Annotated in this window: 22 protein-coding genes; 8 read left to right on the top strand and 14 right to left on the bottom strand. The window is 63.9% G+C overall.

Annotation, left to right across the window (positions count from 1 at the left end):
- Nucleotides 1-36 precede the first annotated feature (36 nt).
- From ACX3OW_RS16350 to ACX3OW_RS16305, 10 genes are all read right to left on the bottom strand, one after another.
- On the bottom strand, nucleotides 37-645 hold the full coding sequence (locus ACX3OW_RS16350; protein WP_459096857.1) for a CvpA family protein: 609 nt from the start codon (nucleotides 643-645) through the stop codon (nucleotides 37-39).
- Nucleotides 646-778: 133 nt separating this feature from the next.
- Nucleotides 779-2,179 (bottom strand): DNA repair protein RadA, encoded by a 1,401-nt coding sequence (gene radA / locus ACX3OW_RS16345; RefSeq protein ID WP_459096856.1) that lies wholly within the window; start codon nucleotides 2,177-2,179, stop codon nucleotides 779-781.
- A gap of 76 nt (nucleotides 2,180-2,255) precedes the next feature.
- Entirely contained in the window at nucleotides 2,256-2,798 is a 543-nt protein-coding gene (locus ACX3OW_RS16340; RefSeq protein ID WP_459096855.1) for a DUF1697 domain-containing protein, read from the bottom strand.
- A gap of 3 nt (nucleotides 2,799-2,801) precedes the next feature.
- The gene (gene alr / locus ACX3OW_RS16335) at nucleotides 2,802-3,932 is read right to left on the bottom strand and encodes an alanine racemase (protein WP_459096854.1); all 1,131 of its coding nucleotides are present in this window, start codon (nucleotides 3,930-3,932) and stop codon (nucleotides 2,802-2,804) included.
- 2 nt (nucleotides 3,933-3,934) lie between these two features.
- A complete protein-coding gene (locus ACX3OW_RS16330) occupies nucleotides 3,935-5,419 on the bottom strand; it encodes a replicative DNA helicase (protein ID WP_459096853.1) in 1,485 nt (494 codons plus the stop codon).
- Nucleotides 5,420-5,771: 352 nt separating this feature from the next.
- Nucleotides 5,772-6,344 (bottom strand): 50S ribosomal protein L9, encoded by a 573-nt coding sequence (rplI, locus tag ACX3OW_RS16325; protein ID WP_459096852.1) that lies wholly within the window; start codon nucleotides 6,342-6,344, stop codon nucleotides 5,772-5,774.
- Nucleotides 6,345-6,549: 205 nt separating this feature from the next.
- Nucleotides 6,550-6,804, bottom strand: a complete 255-nt coding sequence (gene rpsR, locus ACX3OW_RS16320) for a 30S ribosomal protein S18 (protein ID WP_046169334.1) — start codon at nucleotides 6,802-6,804, stop codon at nucleotides 6,550-6,552.
- 18 nt (nucleotides 6,805-6,822) lie between these two features.
- Complete coding sequence (gene rpsF, locus ACX3OW_RS16315) at nucleotides 6,823-7,224, bottom strand: 30S ribosomal protein S6 (RefSeq protein ID WP_459096851.1); 402 nt, start codon at nucleotides 7,222-7,224, stop codon at nucleotides 6,823-6,825.
- 234 nt (nucleotides 7,225-7,458) lie between these two features.
- A complete protein-coding gene (locus tag ACX3OW_RS16310; RefSeq protein ID WP_459096850.1) occupies nucleotides 7,459-8,907 on the bottom strand; it encodes a GGDEF domain-containing protein in 1,449 nt (482 codons plus the stop codon).
- 141 nt (nucleotides 8,908-9,048) lie between these two features.
- Nucleotides 9,049-9,429, bottom strand: coding sequence for a VOC family protein (locus ACX3OW_RS16305; protein WP_459096849.1), 381 nt, complete (start codon nucleotides 9,427-9,429; stop codon nucleotides 9,049-9,051).
- A 234-nt stretch (nucleotides 9,430-9,663) separates the two neighbouring features.
- Here ACX3OW_RS16305 and fabD point away from each other — a divergent pair, with 234 nt between their 5' ends.
- The 8 genes from fabD to ACX3OW_RS16265 all read left to right on the top strand — a co-directional run bounded on the left by fabD (nucleotide 9,664) and on the right by ACX3OW_RS16265 (nucleotide 17,455).
- Complete coding sequence (fabD, locus tag ACX3OW_RS16300; protein ID WP_459096848.1) at nucleotides 9,664-10,614, top strand: ACP S-malonyltransferase; 951 nt, start codon at nucleotides 9,664-9,666, stop codon at nucleotides 10,612-10,614.
- Between the two features lie 53 nt (nucleotides 10,615-10,667).
- Nucleotides 10,668-11,405, top strand: coding sequence for a 3-oxoacyl-[acyl-carrier-protein] reductase (fabG, locus tag ACX3OW_RS16295; RefSeq protein WP_459096847.1), 738 nt, complete (start codon nucleotides 10,668-10,670; stop codon nucleotides 11,403-11,405).
- 275 nt (nucleotides 11,406-11,680) lie between these two features.
- Nucleotides 11,681-11,917: an acyl carrier protein gene (locus ACX3OW_RS16290; RefSeq protein ID WP_046138081.1), complete on the top strand. Its 237-nt coding sequence runs from the start codon at nucleotides 11,681-11,683 to the stop codon at nucleotides 11,915-11,917.
- A 39-nt stretch (nucleotides 11,918-11,956) separates the two neighbouring features.
- Complete coding sequence (gene fabF, locus ACX3OW_RS16285; RefSeq protein WP_459097023.1) at nucleotides 11,957-13,219, top strand: beta-ketoacyl-ACP synthase II; 1,263 nt, start codon at nucleotides 11,957-11,959, stop codon at nucleotides 13,217-13,219.
- 158 nt (nucleotides 13,220-13,377) lie between these two features.
- Nucleotides 13,378-14,499 carry an endolytic transglycosylase MltG gene (gene mltG, locus ACX3OW_RS16280; protein WP_459096846.1) on the top strand — a complete coding sequence of 374 codons (1,122 nt, stop codon included), beginning with the start codon at nucleotides 13,378-13,380 and terminating at the stop codon, nucleotides 14,497-14,499.
- Nucleotides 14,496-15,386: a YicC/YloC family endoribonuclease gene (locus tag ACX3OW_RS16275; RefSeq protein ID WP_459096845.1), complete on the top strand. Its 891-nt coding sequence runs from the start codon at nucleotides 14,496-14,498 to the stop codon at nucleotides 15,384-15,386. Before mltG ends, ACX3OW_RS16275 begins: the two co-directional genes overlap by 4 nt.
- A gap of 10 nt (nucleotides 15,387-15,396) precedes the next feature.
- On the top strand, nucleotides 15,397-16,035 hold the full coding sequence (gene gmk / locus ACX3OW_RS16270) for a guanylate kinase (RefSeq protein ID WP_459096844.1): 639 nt from the start codon (nucleotides 15,397-15,399) through the stop codon (nucleotides 16,033-16,035).
- 187 nt (nucleotides 16,036-16,222) lie between these two features.
- Nucleotides 16,223-17,455, top strand: coding sequence for an MFS transporter (locus ACX3OW_RS16265; RefSeq protein ID WP_459096843.1), 1,233 nt, complete (start codon nucleotides 16,223-16,225; stop codon nucleotides 17,453-17,455).
- Between the two features lie 158 nt (nucleotides 17,456-17,613).
- Here ACX3OW_RS16265 and rsmA read toward each other — a convergent pair whose 3' ends face one another.
- From rsmA to ACX3OW_RS16245, 4 genes are all read right to left on the bottom strand, one after another.
- Nucleotides 17,614-18,462, bottom strand: coding sequence for a 16S rRNA (adenine(1518)-N(6)/adenine(1519)-N(6))-dimethyltransferase RsmA (gene rsmA / locus ACX3OW_RS16260; protein ID WP_459096842.1), 849 nt, complete (start codon nucleotides 18,460-18,462; stop codon nucleotides 17,614-17,616).
- On the bottom strand, nucleotides 18,459-19,457 hold the full coding sequence (gene pdxA / locus ACX3OW_RS16255) for a 4-hydroxythreonine-4-phosphate dehydrogenase PdxA (protein WP_459096841.1): 999 nt from the start codon (nucleotides 19,455-19,457) through the stop codon (nucleotides 18,459-18,461). The genes rsmA and pdxA overlap by 4 nt, the downstream gene beginning before the upstream one ends.
- A 52-nt stretch (nucleotides 19,458-19,509) precedes the next feature.
- The gene (locus ACX3OW_RS16250) at nucleotides 19,510-20,409 is read right to left on the bottom strand and encodes a peptidylprolyl isomerase (RefSeq protein WP_459096840.1); all 900 of its coding nucleotides are present in this window, start codon (nucleotides 20,407-20,409) and stop codon (nucleotides 19,510-19,512) included.
- A 96-nt stretch (nucleotides 20,410-20,505) separates the two neighbouring features.
- On the bottom strand, nucleotides 20,506-22,767 hold the full coding sequence (locus ACX3OW_RS16245) for an LPS-assembly protein LptD (protein ID WP_459096839.1): 2,262 nt from the start codon (nucleotides 22,765-22,767) through the stop codon (nucleotides 20,506-20,508).
- Between the last annotated feature and the right edge of the window lie 27 nt (nucleotides 22,768-22,794).

Below are 22,794 nucleotides of genomic sequence, written 5' to 3'. Positions count from 1 at the left end.
GGTTGTGGCGAGCGCTCGGCGCTCACCGGAAAATGATCAGGTCTGGGTGGCGGGCGCCGGTTCCACCGTGCCGTCTTCCGTGGCGTCCGTGCCCTCTTCGAGCGGCACTACGGCCTCCGGGTCCTCGGTGAGGCCGGTGCCGCCCTTGAGCATGTCGGTCACCTGCTGTTCCAGGCCTTCAGGCAGCATGGAGATCAGCGTCTGGCCCATATTGCGCAAATGCGGCAGCGACTGCGATTCAGCAGCCCAGCTCGGCAAATTGGTTGGCAGCAGCCAGGTCCCGAAAATGGTGATGACGATGGCGATCAGAACGCCGCGCAGCACGCCGAACACAAAGCCCAGCGTCCGGTCGATCGGCCCGATGCGGCTGTCGACGACGAAATCGGCAATGCGCATGGTCAACAGATGCAGCACGATCAGCGCGACGATGAACGTCACCACCACGGTGGCGATGTCGGCCACGATCTGCTCGGCGATATATTGCCGCGCGATTTCGGGATGATATTGCCACATATAGATGGCGATCGCGGCTGAACCGGCCCAAGTCGCCAGCGACAGCACTTCGCGGGTCAAGCCGCGCGCCGTGGCAAGAATTGCCGAAATCAGCACTAGAACACCAACACCAACGTCAAACGCTGTCAGCATATGTCTTCGCTAGCTCCAGTTGCCGCCCCGGCTTTGTCGGTTCGTTTATCCGCTTTGTGTCGCGATGCCAAGGGTAACGGCGCGATCTCCCAAGAAACCGGCCACTTCACCTCTCTTCTGAGAACGCCGCCCGCTACCACTCGTCCCGCTCGGGCTCGCGCGGCGTTCCTGCCGCCGCAATCCGCCCGACCAGTTCGGACAGAGCGGTGTATTCAGCCACCTCCATCCCCGAATTGCGGTCGGCCTGGCTCAGCTTGCCGGTCGACACCGATTTGAAGCCCAGCTTTTGCGCCTCGCGCAGCCGCAGCGAGCCATGCACCACCGGCCGCACCCCGCCCGCCAGCGAGATTTCGCCGAAATACACCGACTCGGAGGGCAGCGGCGAATTGGTCAGCGAGGAAATCAGCGCCGCCGCCACCGCGAGATCCGCCGCCGGCTCGTTGATCTTCAGCCCACCCGCGACATTGAGATAAATATCATTGGCCCCGATCCGCACCCCGCAGCGGGTTTCCAGCACCGCCAGCACCATCGACAGCCGCGAACTATCCCAGCCCACCACGGCGCGGCGTGGCGTGCCCAGCGGGGAAGGGGCCACCAGCGCCTGGATTTCGATGAGAATCGGCCGCGTGCCCTCCATGCCGGCAAACACCGCCGAGCCCGCCGCGCCTTCGTCGCGCTGATCGAGAAACAGTGCCGATGGGTTGGCCACCTGCTCGAGGCCCCGCTCGGTCATGGCGAACACGCCGATTTCGTCGGTCGCGCCATAACGGTTCTTCACCCCGCGCAAAATGCGGAAGGTGTGGCTGCTGTCGCCTTCGAAATACAGCACCGCGTCGACCATGTGCTCCACCACACGCGGCCCGGCGATCTGGCCGTCCTTGGTCACGTGCCCGACCAGCACCACCGCCGCGCCGCTCTTTTTGGCAAAGCGCGTCAGCGCCTGCGCCGAGGTGCGCACCTGCGTCACCGTGCCGGGGGCGCTGTCCACCCGGTCGGTCCACAGCGTCTGGATCGAATCGATGATCACCAGATCGGGGGCAGGGCCGTTTTCCAGCGTGGCGAGAATGATCTCCACATTGGTCTCGGCCGCCAGCAGCACATTGGCTTCGCCCAGCCCCAGCCGCTGCGCCCGCAGCCGCACCTGCGCCACCGCTTCTTCGCCCGACACATAGACGACGCGCTTGCCCTTATTGGCCAGCGCCGCCGCCGACTGCAGCAGCAAGGTCGATTTGCCGATGCCCGGATCGCCGCCCACCAGCAATGCCGAGCCTTTGACGAAGCCGCCGCCGGTCACCCGGTCCAGCTCCGCCAGCCCGGTCACCACGCGCGCGGCGCTCTCGGTTTCGCCCGATAGCGGCACCAGATTGGTTGGCCGCCCCCCGGCCTTGGCCGATTTCGGCCCTGCGCCCACCCCGCTATCGGTGATTTCCTCGACGATGGAGTTCCATTCGCCACAGGCATCGCACCGTCCCTGCCATTGGGTGGTGATGGCGCCACAGGACTGACAGATGAAGGATGATCGGGATTTGGCCACGCGACGCTCTCGGTTAGACTCTCAGTCGGTGTAGCCGAGCCTCATTAGGCTGGCAAGAACAAATGAGGAACCTGCGCTAGTTGCTCTCGCGCGCATTGGCCCGCTCGACCAGCCCGCGCAGCGTATTCCAGTTCCGCGCCGTCACCGCGCCCGACCGCTTCTCGATCAGCCCCGGCAGCCGCGGACTCGCCGAAAGCTGCCCGGAATAATCGACAATCAGATGCTCGCCCGCGATGTGGATGCGCTCCGGCCCGTCATAATCGGCCACCCACGCAAAATCCGGCCTGTCGCCGGCAAAGCAATATATCGCCACTTCGCTGGGGCGCTCGGCGCTGGCTTCAGGAAAGGGATTGGCGGCGAACAGCGCCCGCAATTGCGCCGGCGTCCTTACCACCGCGATATTGCCCGGACCGAGCCCCAGCCCGCGCACCACCGCGTTCATATCCTCGGTGACCGCGCTCAGCGCGCCATCACCACCGACAATCATATTGCCGGTCGCCACATAGGTCTGCGGATTGTCATAGCCCGCCGCCGCCACGCCATCGCGCCACTGCTGCATCGACATCACCTTATGGGTGATGGGGCCGATAGCGCGCAGCAGCACGACGAACAGGGCCATGCGCTACTCCGTCGGCAGATTGCCGTCGCCGACATAATTGCGGCTATAGCGCCCCTTGAGCGAGGTCAGGATTTCATAGCCGATGGTGCCGGCGGCATCGGCCTGATCATCGATGCTGATCAGATTGCCGAGGATTTCCGCGCCTTCACCTGGGCTCGGCAGGTCAGGGCCCAGTTCGGTGATATCCACCGTGATCTGGTCCATCGACACCCGGCCAATTACCGGGCAGAGCTTGCCCCGGATCGCCACCTTGCCGCCCGGCCGCATATTATTGCCTGACAGCGAGCGGAAAAACCCATCGGCATAGCCATGCCCGAGGATGGCCAGCCGGCTGTCGCGCGACAGCGAATAATTGGCGCCATAGCCCACGGTTTCCCCGGTGCGCGCTTCCTTGACCTGCAGGATCGGCACATGCAGCGTCACCACCGGCGCCATCGGGTTCTTGCGCCCATTGACTGCCCGCCCGCCATACAGCGCGATGCCGGGCCGCACCATCTGGAAGTGATAGTCGCGCCCCGTCATCATCCCCGCCGAATTGGACAGCGATGCCGGAATGCCGGGGAACTGGTTCATCACCGAGCCGAACAGCGCCAGCTGGGTGCGGTTCTTCTCGTGGTTGGGCTGATCGGCGCAGGCCAAATGGCTCATGATCATCTGCGGCGCATAGCCCAGCGCCTGGATGCGTTCGCGCACCAGGCTCGCCTCATTGAGGCGGAAGCCGAAGCGGTTGAGGCCGGTGTCGAAATGGAAAGCGGAAGGATAGGCCTCGTTGCGCTCCATGCATTTGGCCAGCCATTCCTCCAGCATCGCCATCGAGGCGATCACCGGCATCAGATTCTGCCGGATATAAAGGTTGGCTGCCCCCGGATAGAGCCCGTTGAGCACGAAGATATGCGCATCGGGCACCGCCGCGCGCACCGCCATGCCTTCATCGGGCGTGGCAACAAAAAAGAAGCGGGCTCCGGCCGCATGCAGCGCCTTGCTGGCCATGGTGATGCCGGTGCCATAGGCATCCGCTTTCACCACGGCGCCGGTCAGCGCGCCGGCGCTCACCTTGTCGAGTGCGCGCCAGTTGCGGGCCAATGCCCCGAGATCGATACTGAGTTGGCCCCCAAGCCCGGACGTCAACGCCATGCCTATTCCATGCGCTCCGGCAGGTATTCAGCCCGCGCCAAATTGCCGAAGCGGGTGAACTGCGCCTCGAAGCTAAGCTGCACCGTGCCGGTCGGCCCGTGGCGCTGCTTGGCGATGATGACTTCGGCCTTGCCGTGTACCTGTTCCATTTCCCCCTGCCAGGTCATGTGCTCTGGCGTGCCCTCTTTGGGCTCTTTGTTTTTCAGATAATACTCTTCGCGATACACGAACAGCACCACGTCGGCGTCCTGCTCGATAGAGCCCGATTCGCGCAAGTCTGACAGCTGCGGATGCTTGTCGTCACGGTTTTCCACCTGACGCGACAGCTGGGACAGCGCGATCACCGGAACTTCAAGTTCCTTGGCCAGCGCCTTGAGCGTGGTGGTGATTTCGGTCAGTTCCTGCACGCGGTTCTGGCTCGAGGCCTTGGACGAGCCACTCAACAGCTGCAAATAGTCGACGATCACGCAGTCGAGCCCCTTCTGCCGCTTTAGCCGCCGCGCCCGCGCCGCCAGCTGCGCCACGCTGATGCCGCCAGTATCGTCGATATAGAGCGGCAGCTTGCTCATCATGTTGGAGACGTCGACCAGCTTGGAAAACTGGCTGTCATGGATGCGGCCACGGCGAATGTCCGACGAGGAAATCTCGGCCTGCTCGGCAAGAATACGCGTGGCCAGCTGCTCGGAACTCATTTCCAGGCTGAAGAAGCCGACAATGCCGCCATTGGTGGTCTTGTTGTGGCCGTCCGCCTGCACTTCATTCGCGTAAGCCTTGGCGATGTTGAAAGCGATATTGGTAACCAGCGAGGTCTTGCCCATGGCGGGGCGGCCGGCCAGCACGATCAAGTCGGAGCGCTGCAAGCCGCCCATCTGGCGGTCCATGTCATCCAGCCCGGTCGAAATGCCCGACAGGCCGCCATCGCGCTGATAGGCTTCGCCGGCCATCTGGATCGAAGCGCTGAGCGCCGTGGAGAAATTGAGGAAGCCGCCATCATAGCGGCCCTTTTCGGCCAGCTGGAACAGCTCGCCTTCGACCTTTTCGATCTGCTTGTTCGGCGTCATCTCGACGTCCGACTCATAGGCGACCTGAACCATCTCCTCGCCGACCAGGATCAGGTTGCGCCGAATCGCCAGGTCGTAGATCGCCTGCCCATAATCGGCAGCGTTCAGCACCGTGGTCGCTTCCGCCGCCAGGCGCGCCAGATACTGCGCCATGGTCACATCCGGCAGCAGTTGATCGGGCAAATGCGTCTTGATGGTGGTGGGGTCGGCCGATTTTCCGGCGCGAATGATCTTGCCGGCCAGCTCATAGATATCGCGGTGGATCGGCTCGTAGAAATGGATCGGCTCAAGGAAGTCCGAGACGCGGTAGAAGGCGTCATTGTTCAGCAGCAGCGCGCCCAGCAAGGCCTGCTCGGCCTCCACGTTATGGGGGGCCAGACGGAAGGACTTGTCTTCGACCGGATGGAGCCGCGCGATCTCTGCCATGGTGCCTCTGAAGAAACGTTAACGTGTCTTAATCACGCGACTCGGGCGTGAGTCTTGGCCTATCTGGTGAGGGGTTAATGCAGCCCTTTCGCCCCTGTGAACTTTGTGGACAACGGGGATCATGACGATCCTGTGTTGCATGTGAGCAAGGCAGCAGAATGGCATGAGTCGCAGCCAACCTCGACCGTCACCCTCGGGCTTGACCCGAGGGCTCTTTACTTGCCGGGTTTAGAGAGCGCAGCACCCTCGGGTCAAGCCCGAGGGTGACGGCCAGTGGCGGGGCGGCATCGCGCGCAAACAAACAAAAAGGCCGGGCACATGGCCCGGCCTCTTCAATCCATAAGGCGGAGCCTTAGAGTTCGTCGTCGAAGCGGTCGTCCTGCTGGGCGTCCTTCTGACCGGCGGCGAAATCGCCATCCACGTCATCTTCGTAATGGGTGACGGTGACGTCTTCACCAAGGCTCTGGCGACCGGCTTCGTCTTCCGAACGGGCAACGTTGACCGAGATGGTCACGGCCACTTCGGCATGCAGGTTCAGCGGCACGGAGTGCACGCCAACCGACTTGATCGGATCGGTCAGGTCGACCTGCGAACGCTGGATGGTGAAACCATCGGCAGCCAGGGCTTCCACGATATCGCGCGAGGCGACCGAACCGTAGAGCAGACCGGTTTCGCCGGCCTGGCGGATGATGATGACTTCACGACCATTGATGCCTTCGGCAATGCCGGCGGCAGCGTTACGACGGTCGTCGTTGCGCTTTTCGATATGGGCGCGTTCGGCTTCGAACTTCTTGCGGTTGGCTTCGGTGGCGCGGAGCGCCTTGCCCTGCGGCAGCAGGAAGTTACGGGCAAAGCCGTCCTTGACGGTGACTTCTTCGCCGATCGCGCCGGTGCGGCCGATACGCTCGAGCAGAATGACTTTCATCTGAATATTCCTTGTAGCTGTCCCGTCTCGATGACGGTTAGGAGCCCCGGACCATCCGAAACCCCAACGATGTGCCTAGAAGGCACGCAGCCCGCCCATGCAGGGCAGGCTGGTAGTCTGGCGCTTACGCGGACAGGAAGTCGTTGGGCCGGATGAGATAGCGGCGATTCGCAAAAACCGCCGCTAGATCGCCAGCCCAGCGGACTTACTGGACAGCGTAAGGCATGATGCCGATGAAGCGGGCACGCTTGATGGCCTGGGCCAGTTCGCGCTGCTTCTTGGCCGAAACGGCGGTGATGCGGCTCGGCACGATCTTGCCGCGCTCCGACACGTAACGCGACAGCAGGCGCACGTCCTTGTAGTCGATCTTGGGCGCGCCCTCGCCCGAGAACGGGCAGGTCTTGCGGCGGCGCTGGAACGGACGGCGGGCCTGGGCGGTGGTGAGGTCTTTGATTGCCATAGCTGTTAGGTCCTTATCTTAGAAACGGCGCGGGCGGCGTTCGCCGCTGAAGCCACCACGGTCGCCGCCGGGACGGCCGCCATCGCGGTCATCACGGTCGCGCTTCTGCATCATTGCCGACGGGCCTTCTTCATGCTCGTCCACGCGGATGGTCATGAAGCGCAGGATGTCTTCATTGATGCGCATCTGGCGTTCCATTTCGGCAATGGCCGGAGCCGATGCGTCGATGTTCAGCAGCGTGTAATGCGCCTTGCGGTTCTTGCGGATGCGATAAGAGAGACCCTTGAGGCCCCAATATTCGTTCTTGGTGACCTTGCCGCCGCCGGAAGCGAGGATTTCGGTCAGTGCAGCGGTCAGTTCTTCGACCTGCTGCTGGGAAACGTCCTGGCGCGCCAGGAAGATATGCTCGTAGAGGGCCATTGATGCGCCTTCCTTCGTGGTTCAAACACAGCAATATCTGGCGCGGAGCCTCCTTGAAGCCGGAAGGGCATCAAAGCAGTCTTGCAAAGAGCGGGAACACGGGAGGCCGGGCCGAAACCCTATCTGCTGGCGGCACAAGCCGATCAACAAACCCTCCGTTCAGCCCCCGGCCAAACGAATTGCTGGCGTCGCTATAGGGGAAAAGCCTCGCGAACGCAAGAACTGGCAGGGGCCTCAGCGCGTGCGGGCGCTCAGCGGAATTTCGGGGACATCCTGCCCGGCCAGCTCGACCCGGTCCCGCCCGCCGCGCTTGGCCCGGTACAGCGCCGTATCGGCAGCCGACATCAGGGTGCCGAGCGGCGTGCCGGCAACGCCATGGGCCAGGCCGATGCTGACGGTCACTGGCACGGGCTGGCCCGACTGGCACGGCACCTGGCAGGTTGCCATGGCGCGCCGGATGCGTTCGGCAATGATGGTGGCAGCCAGGATCGAGGTGCCTGGCAGCAGCACGGCAAATTCCTCGCCGCCAATTCTGCCGATCAGGTCGTCTTCCCGCAGGGCGCGCCGCAGCAAGACGCCGATCGCGCCCAGCACATCATCGCCCATGGCATGGCCATGGGTATCGTTGATCTGCTTGAAATGGTCGACATCGAGCATCAGCATGCAGGCGCCATTGCGCGCGCCGCTGGTCAGCAGCCGCGCCGCGCGTTCGACAAAGGCCCCGCGATTGAACAGGCCGGTCAGGGCGTCATGCTCGGCGGCAAATTCCAGCCGCGCCTGCGCCGTGTTCCAGGCCGCGGTCAGGCAGGCGACGGCGAAGGGCGCGATGGCGACCATGGCGACCCCCAGCCGCAGCGACGACAGCGACGCCGATTCTGCCAGGTCGGTATGCAGGGGGAGCAGGTTCAGCGGCGCCGCAATCAGCAGCCAGCCGCAGGTCAGCGCCGTCAGCAGCATCGACACCATCGGCGGAAAGATCACCGCGCACCAGATCAGCGCCGGCACCGAAAAAGCGATGCTCCCGGCACGGCCCAGCAGGTGCATCAGCCCGATTGACCCCAGCAGCCCCACCACCGCCGCGATCATCGACAGCACCCGAAACCGGTCATCCGACAGCGTGCTGTGGTGCTTTGGCATGGCAATGCCAAACGCCAGCGCCAGCACGATGGAGTAATTCACCAGCTCGGTCGAAAACCACAGATAGAAGCTGTCGGTGACCGACATGGCGAACAGCATGGTTCCGGGAACGATCCCGGCCACGGCGGCGCAGGTGGCGGAAAACACGATGGTGACGACAATAAAGATTGCGTCGGTGGGGCGCTGCATCAGCAGGACCCCCTTGGGCATGGATTTGAATACCAGCGCGCCACCGGCCACGCCGGCAATATTGGCCCCGTTCAGCAGTGTCGAGCGGGCCAGGTCATTGCCGGCCAATAGATCGGCGCCAATGAAGGCAAGCGACGACACCAGCCAGGTCAGCGGCCGGTTGGTTTCCGGCTTGAGCACGAGAATGGCAAGCAGCATGGCATTGGCGGGCCAGATGCTGGCGAGCGAAAACAGCACCTGACTGTGAATGCCGACGATACAGGCACCCAGAACCAGCAAGCCGACGAGCATCGACAGCAGGGTCGGGTTGTCGGGTAATAGGTCCCAGCCGATCTTGACTACAGCGCGTGTTGCCACACCGATATCTCTCCAGTCGAGAGAGCATCATAACTGTAGCGAGTTAATGGACCGTCGAGATCGGCCCGTGCTTTGTCCTCAAGCGCGGGAGCATAAAGGCAAGCCGGGCGGATCGAAGCTGGGCCCGGCTCGCGTGCTGGGTCAGTTGGGCTCGTCGCCCACCGCCAGGATATTGCCTTCCGAATCCTTGAACCAGGCGGCGTGGAATTTGCCCATCGTGGCAATGCCGTTGACGGTCTTGAGACCCGGCATGTCATAGTCTTCAAACATGACGCCGTGCCGGCGCAGGTCCTGGACCTCGGCTTCGACGTCGTCAGTGGCGAAGGACAGCAGGGTATTGGGCGCCTTGCCGGCATTCGGGGTGGGATAAAGCAGGAAACTGGTGCCGCCGCCGATCTTGTATATGCAGCCCAGTTCGTCTTCCATCGCTGGCGTCAGCCCGAGCTTGTCCCTGTACCAGGTCTTCGCTCGGTTCATGTCTGCAGCCGGGATGGTTGCGTAAGCACGATGGTCCGCGAGCATGACTTCCTCCCTTTCTGAGAGCCTTTGACCTCGTAAAAATACGCCTCTCCGCCAGTCATGTAAACGCGCTCACGCGTCCATGTGCCATGTGCTCGCTTGACTCCACCCCGCCGGAACAGGCATGCGGCTTCCCAACTTGCACCCGCCTTGCTGCCTGTCGTAGTTTGGCGGGCAAGAAACCGCCGCTATCTGCGGCGACAGCAGCCTTATCGCGGACGTATCGGAGGCCACATCGTGACCAAACGCGCATTCACCTTTCCCGGGCAGGGCAGCCAGGCCGTTGGCATGGGCAAGGACCTTGCCGCCGCCTTCCCCGAAGCGCGTGCCGTGTTTCAGGAAGTCGATGAGGCGCTGGATCAGCGCCTGTCGGCCATCATGTTCGAGGGCAGCGACGATATCCTGCGTCTCACCGAAAATGCCCAGCCGGCCCTGATGGCCGTCAGCATGGCCGTGATGCGGGTGCTGGAAGCCAAGGGCATCCGACTCGCCGATCACGCCGCCTATGTCGCCGGCCATTCGCTCGGTGAATATTCCGCGCTCTGCGCTGCTGGCACCTTCTCGCTGGGCGATACCGCCCGTCTGCTCAAGACCCGCGGTCAGGCGATGCAGAAGGCCGTTCCGGTCGGTCACGGCGCCATGGCCGCACTGCTCGGCCTCGATATGGCAACCGCGCTCGAAGTCGCTGCCGAAGCCGCGCAGGGCGAAGTCTGCGCCGTCGCCAACGACAATGCCCCGGGCCAGATCGTGGTCTCCGGCGCCACCGGCGCCATCGAGCGCGCTGTCGAAATTGCCAAGACCAAGGGCGCCAAGCGCGCGCTGCTGCTCCCCGTGAGCGCCCCGTTCCATTGCTCGCTGATGCAGCCCGCTGCCGAGGCCATGGCCGTTGCGCTCGGCGAAGTCACCATGCATGCCCCAGTCGTGCCGCTGGTCGCCAATGTGCTGGCCACCCCGATTTCCGACCCGGCCGAGATTCGCCAGCGTCTGGTCGAGCAGGTGACGGGCGTCGTCCGCTGGACCGAGAGCGTCATCTGGCTGACCGGGCAGGGTGGGGTGACCCATCTGGCCGAACTGGGCACCGGCAAGGTGCTGACTGGCCTCGCCAAACGCATCAATCCCGAGACCGTCGGCACCGCCATCGGCTCCCCAGCCGACATTGACGCTTTGGTGGCTGAACTATCCGCCTGACCTTGAATCAGCTCGTTAAGGGCTTGAATCGATATCTCCGTGAGGACGACTAAATGTTTGATCTAACTGGCAAACGCGCTCTGGTAACTGGCGCCAGCGGCGGCATCGGGCGCGAGATCGCCAAGGCACTCGCTGCGGCCGGCGCCACCGTGGCCCTTTCCGGCACCCGCGTCAGCGCGCTGGAAGCCACGGCCAGCGAAATTGGCAAGGACTGCCCGATTCTGCCGGCCAATCTCAGCAAGCTTGAGGAAGTCGACAAGCTGGTCCCCGCCGCCGAAGCGGCGCTCGGTGGCCTCGATATCCTGGTCAATAATGCCGGCCTGACGCGCGACAATCTGTTCATGCGCATGAAGGACGAAGAGTGGGACGACGTCATCGCCGTCAACCTCACCGCTGCCTTCCATCTCAATCGGGCCGTGTTGCGGGGCATGATGAAGCAGCGTTTCGGCCGTATCATCGGCATTTCCTCGGTGGTCGGGGTGATGGGCAATCCGGGGCAGGGCAATTATGCCGCGTCCAAGGCCGGCCTGATCGGCATGAACAAGGCGCTGGCCCATGAAGTGGCCAGCCGTGGCATTACGGTCAATTCCATCGCTCCGGGCTTCATTGCCTCGGCGATGACCGACGAACTCAACGACAAGCAGCGCGAAGCCATCCTGTCGACGATTCCCGCCAATCGGCTGGGAACGGCGCAGGAAATCGCCGCCAGCACGGTTTTCCTTGCCAGCGACGCCGCTGCCTACATCACCGGCCATACGCTCAACATTAATGGCGGCATGGCGATGATTTGATCGGGATCGGTCGGCAAACCGGTCAGTGATTTGCCGATCAATCGCTGTCAGAACGGCAAAACGAAGCGAAAGCCGTTGAAAACCAGGGTACTCGCTTATGGCGAAGCTGGACCAAGTGTGATACTCGCCGCCGCTGTCACCCATGGCGGACTGCCTTGCAGGCGTCGAAAAGCGCGCCTACATTGCCCGTTCGTCAGCCAAACGGTGCTTGAAGATTTGGCACTGCGCCAATAAGAAGCGAAACGAAACCTCGATTTCGAAAAGGGAAGTCAAATATGAGCGATGTCGCTGATCGGGTCCGCAAGATCGTTGTGGAACACCTCAATGTGGATGCCGAGAAGGTTGTCGAAAAGGCCAGCTTCATCGACGATCTTGGTGCGGACTCCCTTGACCAGGTTGAACTGGTAATGGCCTTCGAAGAAGAATTCTCGGTCGAGATCCCTGACGACGCTGCTGAGGGCATCCAGACCTTTGGCGACGCCGTGTCGTTCCTCACCAAGGCCGTCGGCTAAGCCCCCGGGCTTCGCCGGGTTAGGCAACAGAACATGGAATTGCGTCGCGTCGTCGTCACCGGACTGGGCCTTGTTACGCCCCTCGGTTGCGGAGTTGAAGCCACTTGGTCCAATATTCTGGCAGGCAAGAGTGGCGCCAGACGGATCGACGAGTTCCAGGTCGATGATATCGCCTGCCAGATCGCTCATCGCTTGCCGCTCGGCGACTACGCCGACGGCAAGTACAATCCCGATGAGTGGATGGATACCAAGGAACAGCGCAAGGTCGATCCGTTCATCGTCTATGCCATGGCTGCTGCCAAGCAAGCCATTGACGATGCCGGGGTTGAGCCCAAGACCCAGGAAGATCAGGAACGCACAGGCGTTTTGATCGGCTCGGGTATCGGCGGCGTCGGCGGCATCTATGATGCCTCCATCATGCTGCACGAAAAGGGCCCGCGCCGTATCAGCCCCTTCTTCATCCCTGGCCGCCTGATCAATCTGGCGTCCGGCTATGTCTCGATCCGGTTTGGCCTCAAGGGGCCCAACCACTCGGTCGTGACCGCTTGCTCCACCGGGGCGCACGCCATTGGCGATGCGGCCCGGCTGATCGCGTTCGGCGATGCCGACGTGATGGTTGCCGGTGGCGCCGAAAGCTGCGTCAACCGCCTGGCTTTGGCCGGCTTTGCCGCTGCCCGGGCCCTGTCGACCGGCTTCAATGACAATCCAGCAGCCGCATCGCGCCCTTACGACAAGGATCGCGATGGTTTCGTCATGGGCGAAGGCGCCGGCATTGTCGTGCTCGAAGATTATGAGCGCGCCAAGGCTCGCGGTGCCAAGATCTATGGCGAAGTGATCGGTTATGGCCTGTCCGGCGATGCCTATCACATCACTGCACCGTCGCCGGATGGCGATGGCGGTTTCCGCGCCATGAGCGCGGCGATCAAGCGGGCCGGCATTGCGCCCTCGGAAGTCGACTACATCAACGCCCACGGCACCTCGACGCCATTGGGTGACGAAATCGAACTGGGCGCGGTTACCCGCGTGCTGGGCGATTCGGCTCCCAAGGCCGTGATGAGCTCGACCAAGTCGGCCATCGGGCATTTGCTGGGCGCCGCCGGTTCGGTGGAAGCCATCTTCTGCCTGTTGGCCATGCGGGACAGCATTGCCCCGCCCACGCTCAATCTCGACAATCCATCGGTCGAAACGGTGATCAACCTGGTGCCCAAAACGGCATTCAAGAAGGAGATCAACGTGGCGCTTTCCAACAGCTTCGGCTTTGGCGGCACCAATGCGACCCTGGTGATGCGCAAAGTCCACTGATTTTTGCCGCTTCAAATTGGAGGCACATCGCGTTGCCGCGCGATGTGCCTCTTGTTTTTGCGCTCCGGCGTGCAAACAATGCCGCAGGCCACACGGCCGCCTAAAAACGATGACAAGTCCCGTCGCATGCGTATGGGCTTTGAGGGTGATCCAGCACGATGAATGATCGCAAGGTCCGGCGCCGCCGCCGTTCGAGCAACGGTTTTGTCGATATTCTCAACGGCCTGCTGACCCTGCTGGTCATTGGCCTCGTCGTGGTCGGGGGCGGGCTGTTCTTCGTTGCTTCGCAATATTACGGCGATGGTCCGGCGACGGCCGACAAGACCTTCCGCGTCGAATCGGGCAGCTCGCTCTCGACCACCGCCAATCGCCTCGAAGAGCAGGGGCTGATTTCCAACGCGCTGATCTTCCGCCAGTTTGGTGGCCGCGTCGAAACCAACACCGTCATCAAGGCCGGTGATTTCAATATTCCCGCCGGCTCCAGCATGGCCGATATCCTCAAGGAACTGACCGAGGGCAATCCGATCCGCTATGCGGTGACCATCCCCGAGGGCTGGACCGCCTGGGAGGCCATCCAGCGCATCAGTGGCGACGGCAATCTGGTCGGCGACGTCCCCAACCTGCCGGCCGAAGGCTCGATCCTGCCCGGCAGCTATGACTACGTGCCCGGCGACACCCGCCAGTCCGTGCTCGACAAGATGCAGTCCGCCATGACCGCCGAACTCGCCGCCGTCTGGGCGAGCCGCCAGCCCGACCTGCCCATCGAAACACCCGAGCAGATGCTGGTGCTGGCTTCCATCGTCGAAAAGGAAACCGGCGTCGCCAGCGAGCGCCCGCAGGTCGCCGCCGTCTTCGTCAATCGCCTGCGCCAGAGCATGCGCCTGCAGTCCGATCCGACCATCATCTATGGCATCACCAAGGGTCAATCGACCCTCGAGCGCGGCCTGCGCCGCTCCGAGATCGAGGCGAAAACCCCCTACAACACCTATCAGATCGACGGCTTGCCGCCGACGCCGATCGCCAATCCGGGCATTGATGCCCTCAAGGCCGTCGCCAATCCCGACAGCCACAAATATCTCTATTTCGTCGCCAAGGGCGCGTCCCCGCGCGAGGGCCACGTCTTCGCCGAAACCTATGCCGAGCATCAGAAGAACGTTGCACAATATCGCCGCATCGCTGCCGAAGCCGCCGCCCAGGCCGAAGCCGACGCCGAGAAAGCCCGCGAGGCGCTGGAGGCTGAGCAAGCCGACACGGCCGACGAAACCCCGGCCACGCCGTGAGCCAGCCGCTTGCCAGCATGACCGGCTATGCCCGCGCCGCCGGGTCGGTGCCCGGCGCGTCCTTCGCCTGCGAGGTCAAATCGGTCAATGGCCGCGGCCTCGACATCCGCCTGCGCCTCGCGCCGGGCTTTGACGCGCTCGAAAGCGAGCTGCGCCAGCTGGTCGGCAAACAGATCGCGCGCGGCTCGCTCACCCTCAATCTCAGCATCGAGCGCGACGGAGCAGGGGGCGACCTGCTGCTCAACCGACAGGCCCTCGCCACCGTGTTGTCCGCCCTCGACGAACTCTCCGGCACCATCACCGCCGCCCCACCCAGCCTCGACGGCATTCTCGGCCTGCGCGGCGTGCTCGAACAGCGCGACCGCCCCATGTCCGCCGACGCCGAGGAGGCGCTGAGCGCCGCCATTCTGACCGCCGCCGCCCAGGCCCTGACCGATCTGGTCCAATCCCGCCGCCAGGAAGGCGGCCAGATCGCGACGGTGCTGCTCGACCGCCTCGACGAAATCGAAGCTTTGGTCGCCCGCGCCGAATCTCATCCCAGCCGCAGCCGCGAGGTCATCCTCGCCCGCCTGCGCCAGCAGATGGCCGATCTTGCCGCCGATATTGCCCTCCCCGAGGAGCGGCTGGCGCAGGAAGCCCTGCTGCTCGCCACCAAGGCCGATATCCGCGAGGAACTCGACCGCCTCACCGCCCACATCGCCAGCGCCCGCCAGCTGATCCGGGGCGGCGGCGCCGTCGGTCGCCGGCTGGATTTCCTCGCCCAGGAATTCAATCGCGAAGCCAATACCCTGTGCAGCAAATCCAATGCAGTGGAGCTGACCGCCATCGGCCTTGACCTCAAGGCGGCGATCGATCAACTACGCGAGCAAGTGCAGAACATCGAATAGGATTTGGCTGATGGAATTTCAGCGCCGCGGCGTCATGCTGGTCATCGCCTCGCCGTCGGGCGCCGGCAAGTCGTCAATCTCCCGCTCCCTGTTTCAGCAGGACCCCAATATCCGCCTGTCGGTATCGGTGACCACGCGCGCCAAGCGCAGCGACGAGGTCGAGGGCGTCCATTATTATTTCATCGACGTGCCTACCTTCAACCGCATGAAGGACGAGGGTGACCTGCTCGAATGGGCCCAGGTACACGACAATTTCTATGGCACCCCGCGCGCCAAGGTCGAGGAGCAGCTCGCCGAAGGCAACGACATCCTGTTTGACGTCGATTATCAGGGCACCCTGCAGCTCTACGAAAAGAGCCGCGCCGACATGGTGACGGTGTTCATCCTGCCGCCCACCATCAAGGAATTGCGCGCCCGGCTGGAACGCCGCGCTCAGGACAGCGCCGGCACCATCGAAAAGCGCCTGCGCAACGCCAAGCTCGAAATGCAGCATTTCGGCGAATACGACTACATCATCATCAATGACGACCTCGAGGCCTCCTCCCAGAAAGTGCGCTCGATCCTCGCCGCCGCCCGCCTGGCCCGCCCGCGCCTCGTCCAATTGGATAGCTTCGTCAAAGACTTACAAGACCAGATCGATTCTCTTTGAGAGGGTGAGCCGTGGCCATGACTGCGCACCTTGCCTCGATGTTGCAGTCGACACCCTCCCCCTTGCGGGGAGGGATCAAGGGTGGGGGTGGTTTGGCTCCGATCATCCGGGCTCTCGCACCCCCTCCTAGCCTTTCCCGTCGAGGGGGAGGTACCGCCCGGTGCCGGCCCACCATGGCAGCCTCTGCATGAGCACCCCCACCGTCATCCGTCGCGGCACCCCGGCCTTTCGCCGCGCCAATATTGCTTTCTTCCTCTCCGCCTTCGCCATTTTCGCCTCGCTCTATTCGGTGCAGCCGCTGCTGCCGATTTTTGCCACTGAGTTCGGCCTTGACGCCGGCGCGGCCTCGCTGGCCCTCTCCACCACCACGGCAACCCTCGCAATCGCCCTGCTGCTTGCCTCCTGGGTCGCCGACCGGCTGGGTCGCAGGACGCTGATGATCTGGGCCATCCTGCTCACCGCCTCGCTGGGCGTACTGCTGCCCTTCGCGCCCAATTGGGGCGCGCTGCTCGCCATCCGCACCCTGATGGGCCTGACCCTCTCGGGCCTGCCCGCCGTTGCCATGGTCTATCTCGCCGAGGAGATGGACCCCGACGCGCTGGGCTTCTCCATGGGCCTCTATATTGGCGGCACCGCCATTGGCGGCATGGCCGGCCGGCTGATCGCCGGCGTCCTGGCCGATCTGATCGGCTGGCGTGGAGCGCTGCTGGTGCTGGGCCTCGCCATTGCCGCCGCCGCTTTGGTGGTCGTGCTGCTGCTGCCCAAGCCGCATAATTCAGCCCCGTCGCGCCTCGGCCTGCGCGATCTGACAAGGCTGATCGCCGTCCAGTTCACCGATCGCGGACTGCCCTGGCTGTTCGCTTCGGCCTTCCTGCTGATGGGCAGCTTCGTCACCCTCTATAATTATGCCGGCTTCCGTCTGGCCCTGCCGCCCTTCGATCTCAGCCATGCCGCCATCGCCAGCATTTTCGTGGTCTATCTGCTCGGCAGCATCAGCTCGGCCTGGGCCGGCGGTCTGGCCCAGCGCCTTGGCCGCCGCAAGGTCTATTGGACGCTGGTGCTGACCATGGTCATCGGCACGCTGCTGACGCTGATCCCGTCCACGCCGGTCATCATCGCCGGTCTCGCCATTGCCACCATCGGCTATTTCGCCGCCCACGGCATCGCCAGCGCCTGGGTCGCCCGCCGCGCGCAAATCGGCCGGGCGCAAGCCTCGGCCATCTATCTGTTCAGTTATTATCTGGGGTCATCGGTGCTGGGCACGCTGGGCGGCTATGCCTGGGTCGCCTGGGGCTGGAACGGCGTCATGCTGGTCAGCGGCGGCGCCGCCCTCGCTGCCCTGCTGGTCGCGCTGCGCCTGCTCTCCCTGCCACCATTGCCCGTGCCGGAACGTCCCGCCGAACCACCAGCCGGGGTCTGACTGGGCATCGCAGGTGCAGACTACAGATCTAGCCCCACCCACCGTGTCACCCCGGCCTTGAGCCGGGGCCCATCCTGAGATCTCGCGTCGACAACCATCTCAAGCTGGATCCCGGCTCAAGGCCGGGATGACGTCGAGTATGATGAGGGGAGCGCAACCTAACCCTGCCGCAACCCCGGCAACACCCGCGCCATCGCCAGAAACGCCTCAATCGGCAACTCCTCGGCCCGCTCGTCGCCGCGCAGCCCCGCCGCCGCCAGCAGCCCTTCCACGGGCACGCCTGCGGCCTTGAGGCTCTGCCGCACCATCTTGCGCCGCTGGCCGAACGCCGCGCGGGTAATCTGCTCCAGATTCTTCACCGTCACGTCGCCGTCGACGGCCTTGGGCACCAGATGCACCACCGAGGACGTCACCTTGGGCGCGGGCACAAAGGCCTGCCGACCGACATTGAAGGCAATCCGCGCCTCGCTGCGCCAGCCTGCCAGTACGCCCAGCCGGCCATAGGGGTCTTCCCCCGGCTTGGCACAGATGCGCTCGGCCACCTCGCGCTGGAACATCAGCGTCAGGCTTTCAAAGAAATTCGGCCATGGGTCCATGGTCAGCCAGCCGGTCAGTAGCGGCGTGGCGATATTATACGGCAGATTGGCAATGATCCGCGTCGGCCCATCGGCCAGCAGGGAATAATCCATTTCCATGGCGTCGCCGCTGATCACCGTCAGCCGTCCGGGATAGGCTTCGGCGATCTGCGCCAGCGCCGGCAGCGCCCGCGCGTCGCGCTCGATGGCGATCACTTCGCGCGCGCCCTCGGCCAGCAGCGCCCGGGTCAGCCCGCCCGGGCCCGGACCCACTTCGATGACGCGAACGCCCTCCAGCGGCCCCGCCACCCGCGCTATGCGCGACGTCAGGTTCAGGTCGAGCAGGAAATTCTGCCCGAGTTCTTTTTTGGCCTGCAGGCCATGCTCGGCGATGACTTCGCGGAGCGGCGGTAAATTGTCGATCTGGCTCATGTTTTGGCTGTCATCGTGTCGGCCAATTCAATGGCGGCCAGAAAACTGGCGGGGGAGGCGCGGCCGGTGCCGGCCAGGTCAAATGCGGTGCCGTGATCCGGCGAGGTTCGCACGATGGGCAGGCCCAGCGTTACGTTGACGGCGCTGTCAAACGCCACGGTCTTGATCGGGATCAGCGCCTGGTCGTGATACATCGCCACCACGGCGTCATAGCGCGCCCAATGCGTCGGATAAAATAGCGTATCGGCGGGCAGGGGCCCGTCCACCCCGATGCCCTCCGCCTGCAATTGCGCCACGGCCGGCCCGATAATGTCGAGTTCCTCCCGCCCGATGGCCCCGCCTTCACCCGCATGCGGATTGAGCCCCGCCAGCCCGATCTGCGGATTGGCGATGCCGAAGCGGTGCTTGAGGTCATAGGCCACGATGCGGACGGTCTCGACGATCAGTGCCTTGGTCAGCAGCACCGGCACATCGCGCAGCGGCACATGGATGGTCACCGGCACGGCGCGCAGCCCGCCATGCGCCAGCATCATCACCGGCAGGCGTGGCGTGCCGCCATTGGCGCAGAGTTCGGCCAGAAATTCGGTATGCCCCGGATGCCGGAAGCCGGCATTGTAGAGCGCGCCCTTGTGGATCGGCGCCGTCACCAGCGCCCGGCAGGCGCCGGTCAGCGTCGCCGCGACCGCCGCTTCGATGGAACGGATCACCGCCCCGCCCGAAACCGGCGAAATCTGCCCCGGATGGTCGGGCACCAGCCCCTCCACCGCCGCGACGGGCAGGGCGGTGGCAAAGGCTGCGTTGGCGCCCTCGGCGCCGACATCGGCAAATTCAATGTCCAGCCCCAGCCGTTGCGCCCGCGCCTTGAGAAATTCGGCATGGCCGAACACGCAGAATGGCGCCAGCCCCAGTTCGGCCCGGCGCGCATACAGTGCTAAAATGATATCGGGGCCAACCCCGGCGGGTTCGCCCATGCTGATGGCCAGCGGCTTGTCCATCTCGCCCCCGTCGGACAACAGGCAACGGGTCCGGCTAGCGGACCCGTTCGTGTCAGTTGTAGATGATCTTGGCGGTCTTGCGCAGGTTGGCGAAATAGTCCTTCACCTGGGTACCCAGCGCGTCATTGCCGGCCGTAGCACGCAAATCGCCCTTGATGAAGGTCAGGTCTTCCGCCTGGGTCTTCTCGCATACGGCGAGCATCGACACGCCCGATTCAACGACGCGCGGCTTGGTGATGCCGCCGACATTGAGCCCGGCCAGTTCCTTGGCGATGGCCTCGGGGATCTGGGTGGCGTGGCGGCGGCCGATATCGAGCACGGCGGCATCGGTATAGGCCAGCGACAGATCCACGGCAGTATCGCAGCCGGCAAAATTGGCGCGGTACTTGTTGGCCTGGCCCGACCGGTTGCTCGAGCCGGCGCCGACAAAGATGATTTCCTTGAGGATATAATCGAAGGTCTGGAATTCCTTGACCTGCGTGGCGGCCTTCTGGTCGAGATCGAGTTCGGAAATCTGCACCTGCGGCATGATCGCCCGCTCGGTCACGGCATTCCAGGCAATCGCCGCGCGCAGCCGGTCCTTCAGCGTCTCGGTGCTGACGCCGCCCTGCTGCAGCATGGCCACCAGGCGGTCCTGGCTCACCTTCATGTTACGGGCGATCTGCAGCAGCGCCTCATCGATCTGCGCATTCGAGACCGTGATGCCGAGCCGCTTGGCTTCGCTCAACTGGATGGCTTCGTCGATCAGCTGCTCGGTCGCCCCTTTGCGCCCGGTCTTGTTGCCTTCGATGGCGAACAGCTTGAGGCGCGCCTGCACCTGCATATCGGTGACATTGGTGCCATTGACGGTGGCAACGACATTCTGCGCAGCAGCCGGCAGGGCAGCGCCAAAGCTCAGCACCACACCCACGATCATCGCGCTCGCCGCGCGCATCCAGAAATTCTTGGCCATTATCTTCATCCGCCTCACGTCAACTGCCCGCCCTCAATGCGGCGGGAACGGCGCGCTGTCAATTGCCCCATGATTGAGGCCAAAATCCGATATCGCTCAGAACGCGGGCACCGGCACGTCGCCACTATAGCCGACATTCAGCCCCGCCGGCGCCTTGATGCGGAAGGTCGCGGTGACCCGTGTTTCGTTGGGCGTGGCGTGGGTCGGCCCGTTCCGCGTCGCACTGGCGCCGATCTGCAGATAGCCGTCATCATAGGTCACGCCGCCGCCGACCTGCAGCCAGCTATTGCCGGCAATATCCCAATAGGTGCTGCCCGACAGGGTCCAGTAATCGGCAATCGGCACGCCGATCCGCCCGCCGATCTCATGCTGGTCCTTCAGCACGCCGGCATCCGGATTGGCCGCGAGATAGGTGTAGTCGACGCCGCCGGTATAGCCCGCCAGGCTGGCATTGGCGCCCAGTCCGGCGCGGGCGACTTCGCCGGTGCCGCTATCGAGCTGCAGCTTGCCGCCTATGGTCAGCCACGGCACGAAGGAGCCATAAACCCCCAGCACGGCATAGGACGCCGTGGCGCCCAGTCCCGCGCCCAGCGCCGTATTGGCCGGGTCCGCTGCGGCAAACGCATTGTCACCCGCCAGCTGGAACGACTGCCCGGCAATCACTTCCACATAGCCGCCATTGTCGAAACTGGCCTGATAGCGGCCACCGATATTGGCGCGCAGCCCGGTCTCCTGCCGGTCACTGCCCGAGAAGCGGTTATAGCTGAACAAATTTGTGTCATCGAAGACGAAGCTCTGCGCATCGTCATTGGTGATGCCGACGGCCGTGCTGCTCGAGCCGCGATAGACCAGCTGCGCCACCGGCTCGATCAGATGCACGGTGGAGCCGTCATTGGCCGCCACCGGGAAGCGCACATCCATCGCCGCGATCGGCGTGGCGCTCCACAAAGTGGTCGCCCCGGGCAACAGGGCGCTGGTGCCATCATAATAAGCCACATCGCCGCGCCCGCCGAGATAAGGCGTCGCGACAAAGCCACCAGCCCCGATCCACTGCGTCTGCCAGCCCGCCTGCAGGCTCAAATGCTGCTTGTTGCCGGCATAGCCGAAATTATACGGCACCGGATTGCCGGATCCGTCGGTCAGTACCGGCCCGGTCGCATCCAGCTCGCGCCTGACGCCGAGCAGCTTGCCGCTGATCTCGATCCGGCCATTGCCCGGCCCCAGCTCTTCGACATGCTCGAACCGCACTGTTGGCACGGTCTGACCCTGCCGGCCCTGCGATTCCATGGTGTAATTGCCCAGCAGAGTGAACTGCTGCACCCGCGCGTCGATATAGGTGTCCTCGGTCAGATGCGTCGCATAGACCTCGTTGATCGAGGATTTGCCCACCGTCAGCCGGTAATCGGTCAGATAGGCCGCATCGGTAAAGGCGGTATAGCTCCAGCCGGCTTTCCAGTCCTTGACCGGGACAAATTCCCCGGAGGTCTGCACCGCGCCGCGCCAGTCGCGCCGGGCTTCGGTGAAGGTGAAGGCATCCTGGTCGAGCTGATACAGCCCCGAAGCCTTGATCTGGAACGAGCCGGCGTCAAACCGCTGCAGCCATTCCGCGCCCATCAAAAAGCCCTGCCGTGTCATCAGCGTCGGGGTCAGGATGACATCGGTCCAGCGGCTCGAATAGGCGTAATACGGCACTTCCAGCCGATGCCCGGTCTGCTCGCCATAGTCGTAGGTGGGCATGCGCAGCTTGGCCAGCGCTCCCTCGCTGGTGTCGGGCATCCAGAAAAACGGCAGCCACGCCACCGGAATCCCCAGCAGCGCCAGGCTCGGCTGCTCCAGATAGAGCGAGCCGTCCTCGGCATTCTGGGTCACGCGCGCCGCGCTGATCGACCAGCCGATGCGCCGTCCCTTGTCGTCGATGCAGTCGCCGCACGGCGCATAGGTGGCGTTTTCGAGAATCGTGCGCAGCGCCACGTCATAATCGGCGCTGTCGGCGGTGACGCGCGAGCCGTCGAAAGTGGTGATCGTCAGCGAATTGATGAAGGCCTGCTTCAACCCGCCGGTCACATCGAGATCGGTCATTTCCGCCAGATTGCCGGACGGATCGCGCACCGTCACCGCGCCGACGAATTTCAGATTTCCGGTATTGCGGTCATACACCAGATGCTGGCCGGTCAGGGTATAGCCGCTCTGGCTGAGCACCACATCGCCATCGGCGGTGATGACATTGGAGACGCTGTTGAAGCTGAGCGTATCGGCCTCGATGGCCGAGGGGGCGCTGCTGTCGATCGGGGCGCTGAACAGGCTGGCGGGCAAAATCCCCTGGGCCATGGCGCCGGAGCTGAGGGCGAGCGTCAACACTGCGCTGGCACAGGCCAGTCGCCACGA

The sequence above is a fragment of the Devosia sp. A449 genome (genome assembly GCF_054489375.1).
The sequence above is the reverse complement of the archived record's forward strand: the minus strand, read 5'-3'. Positions and strand labels throughout refer to the sequence as shown.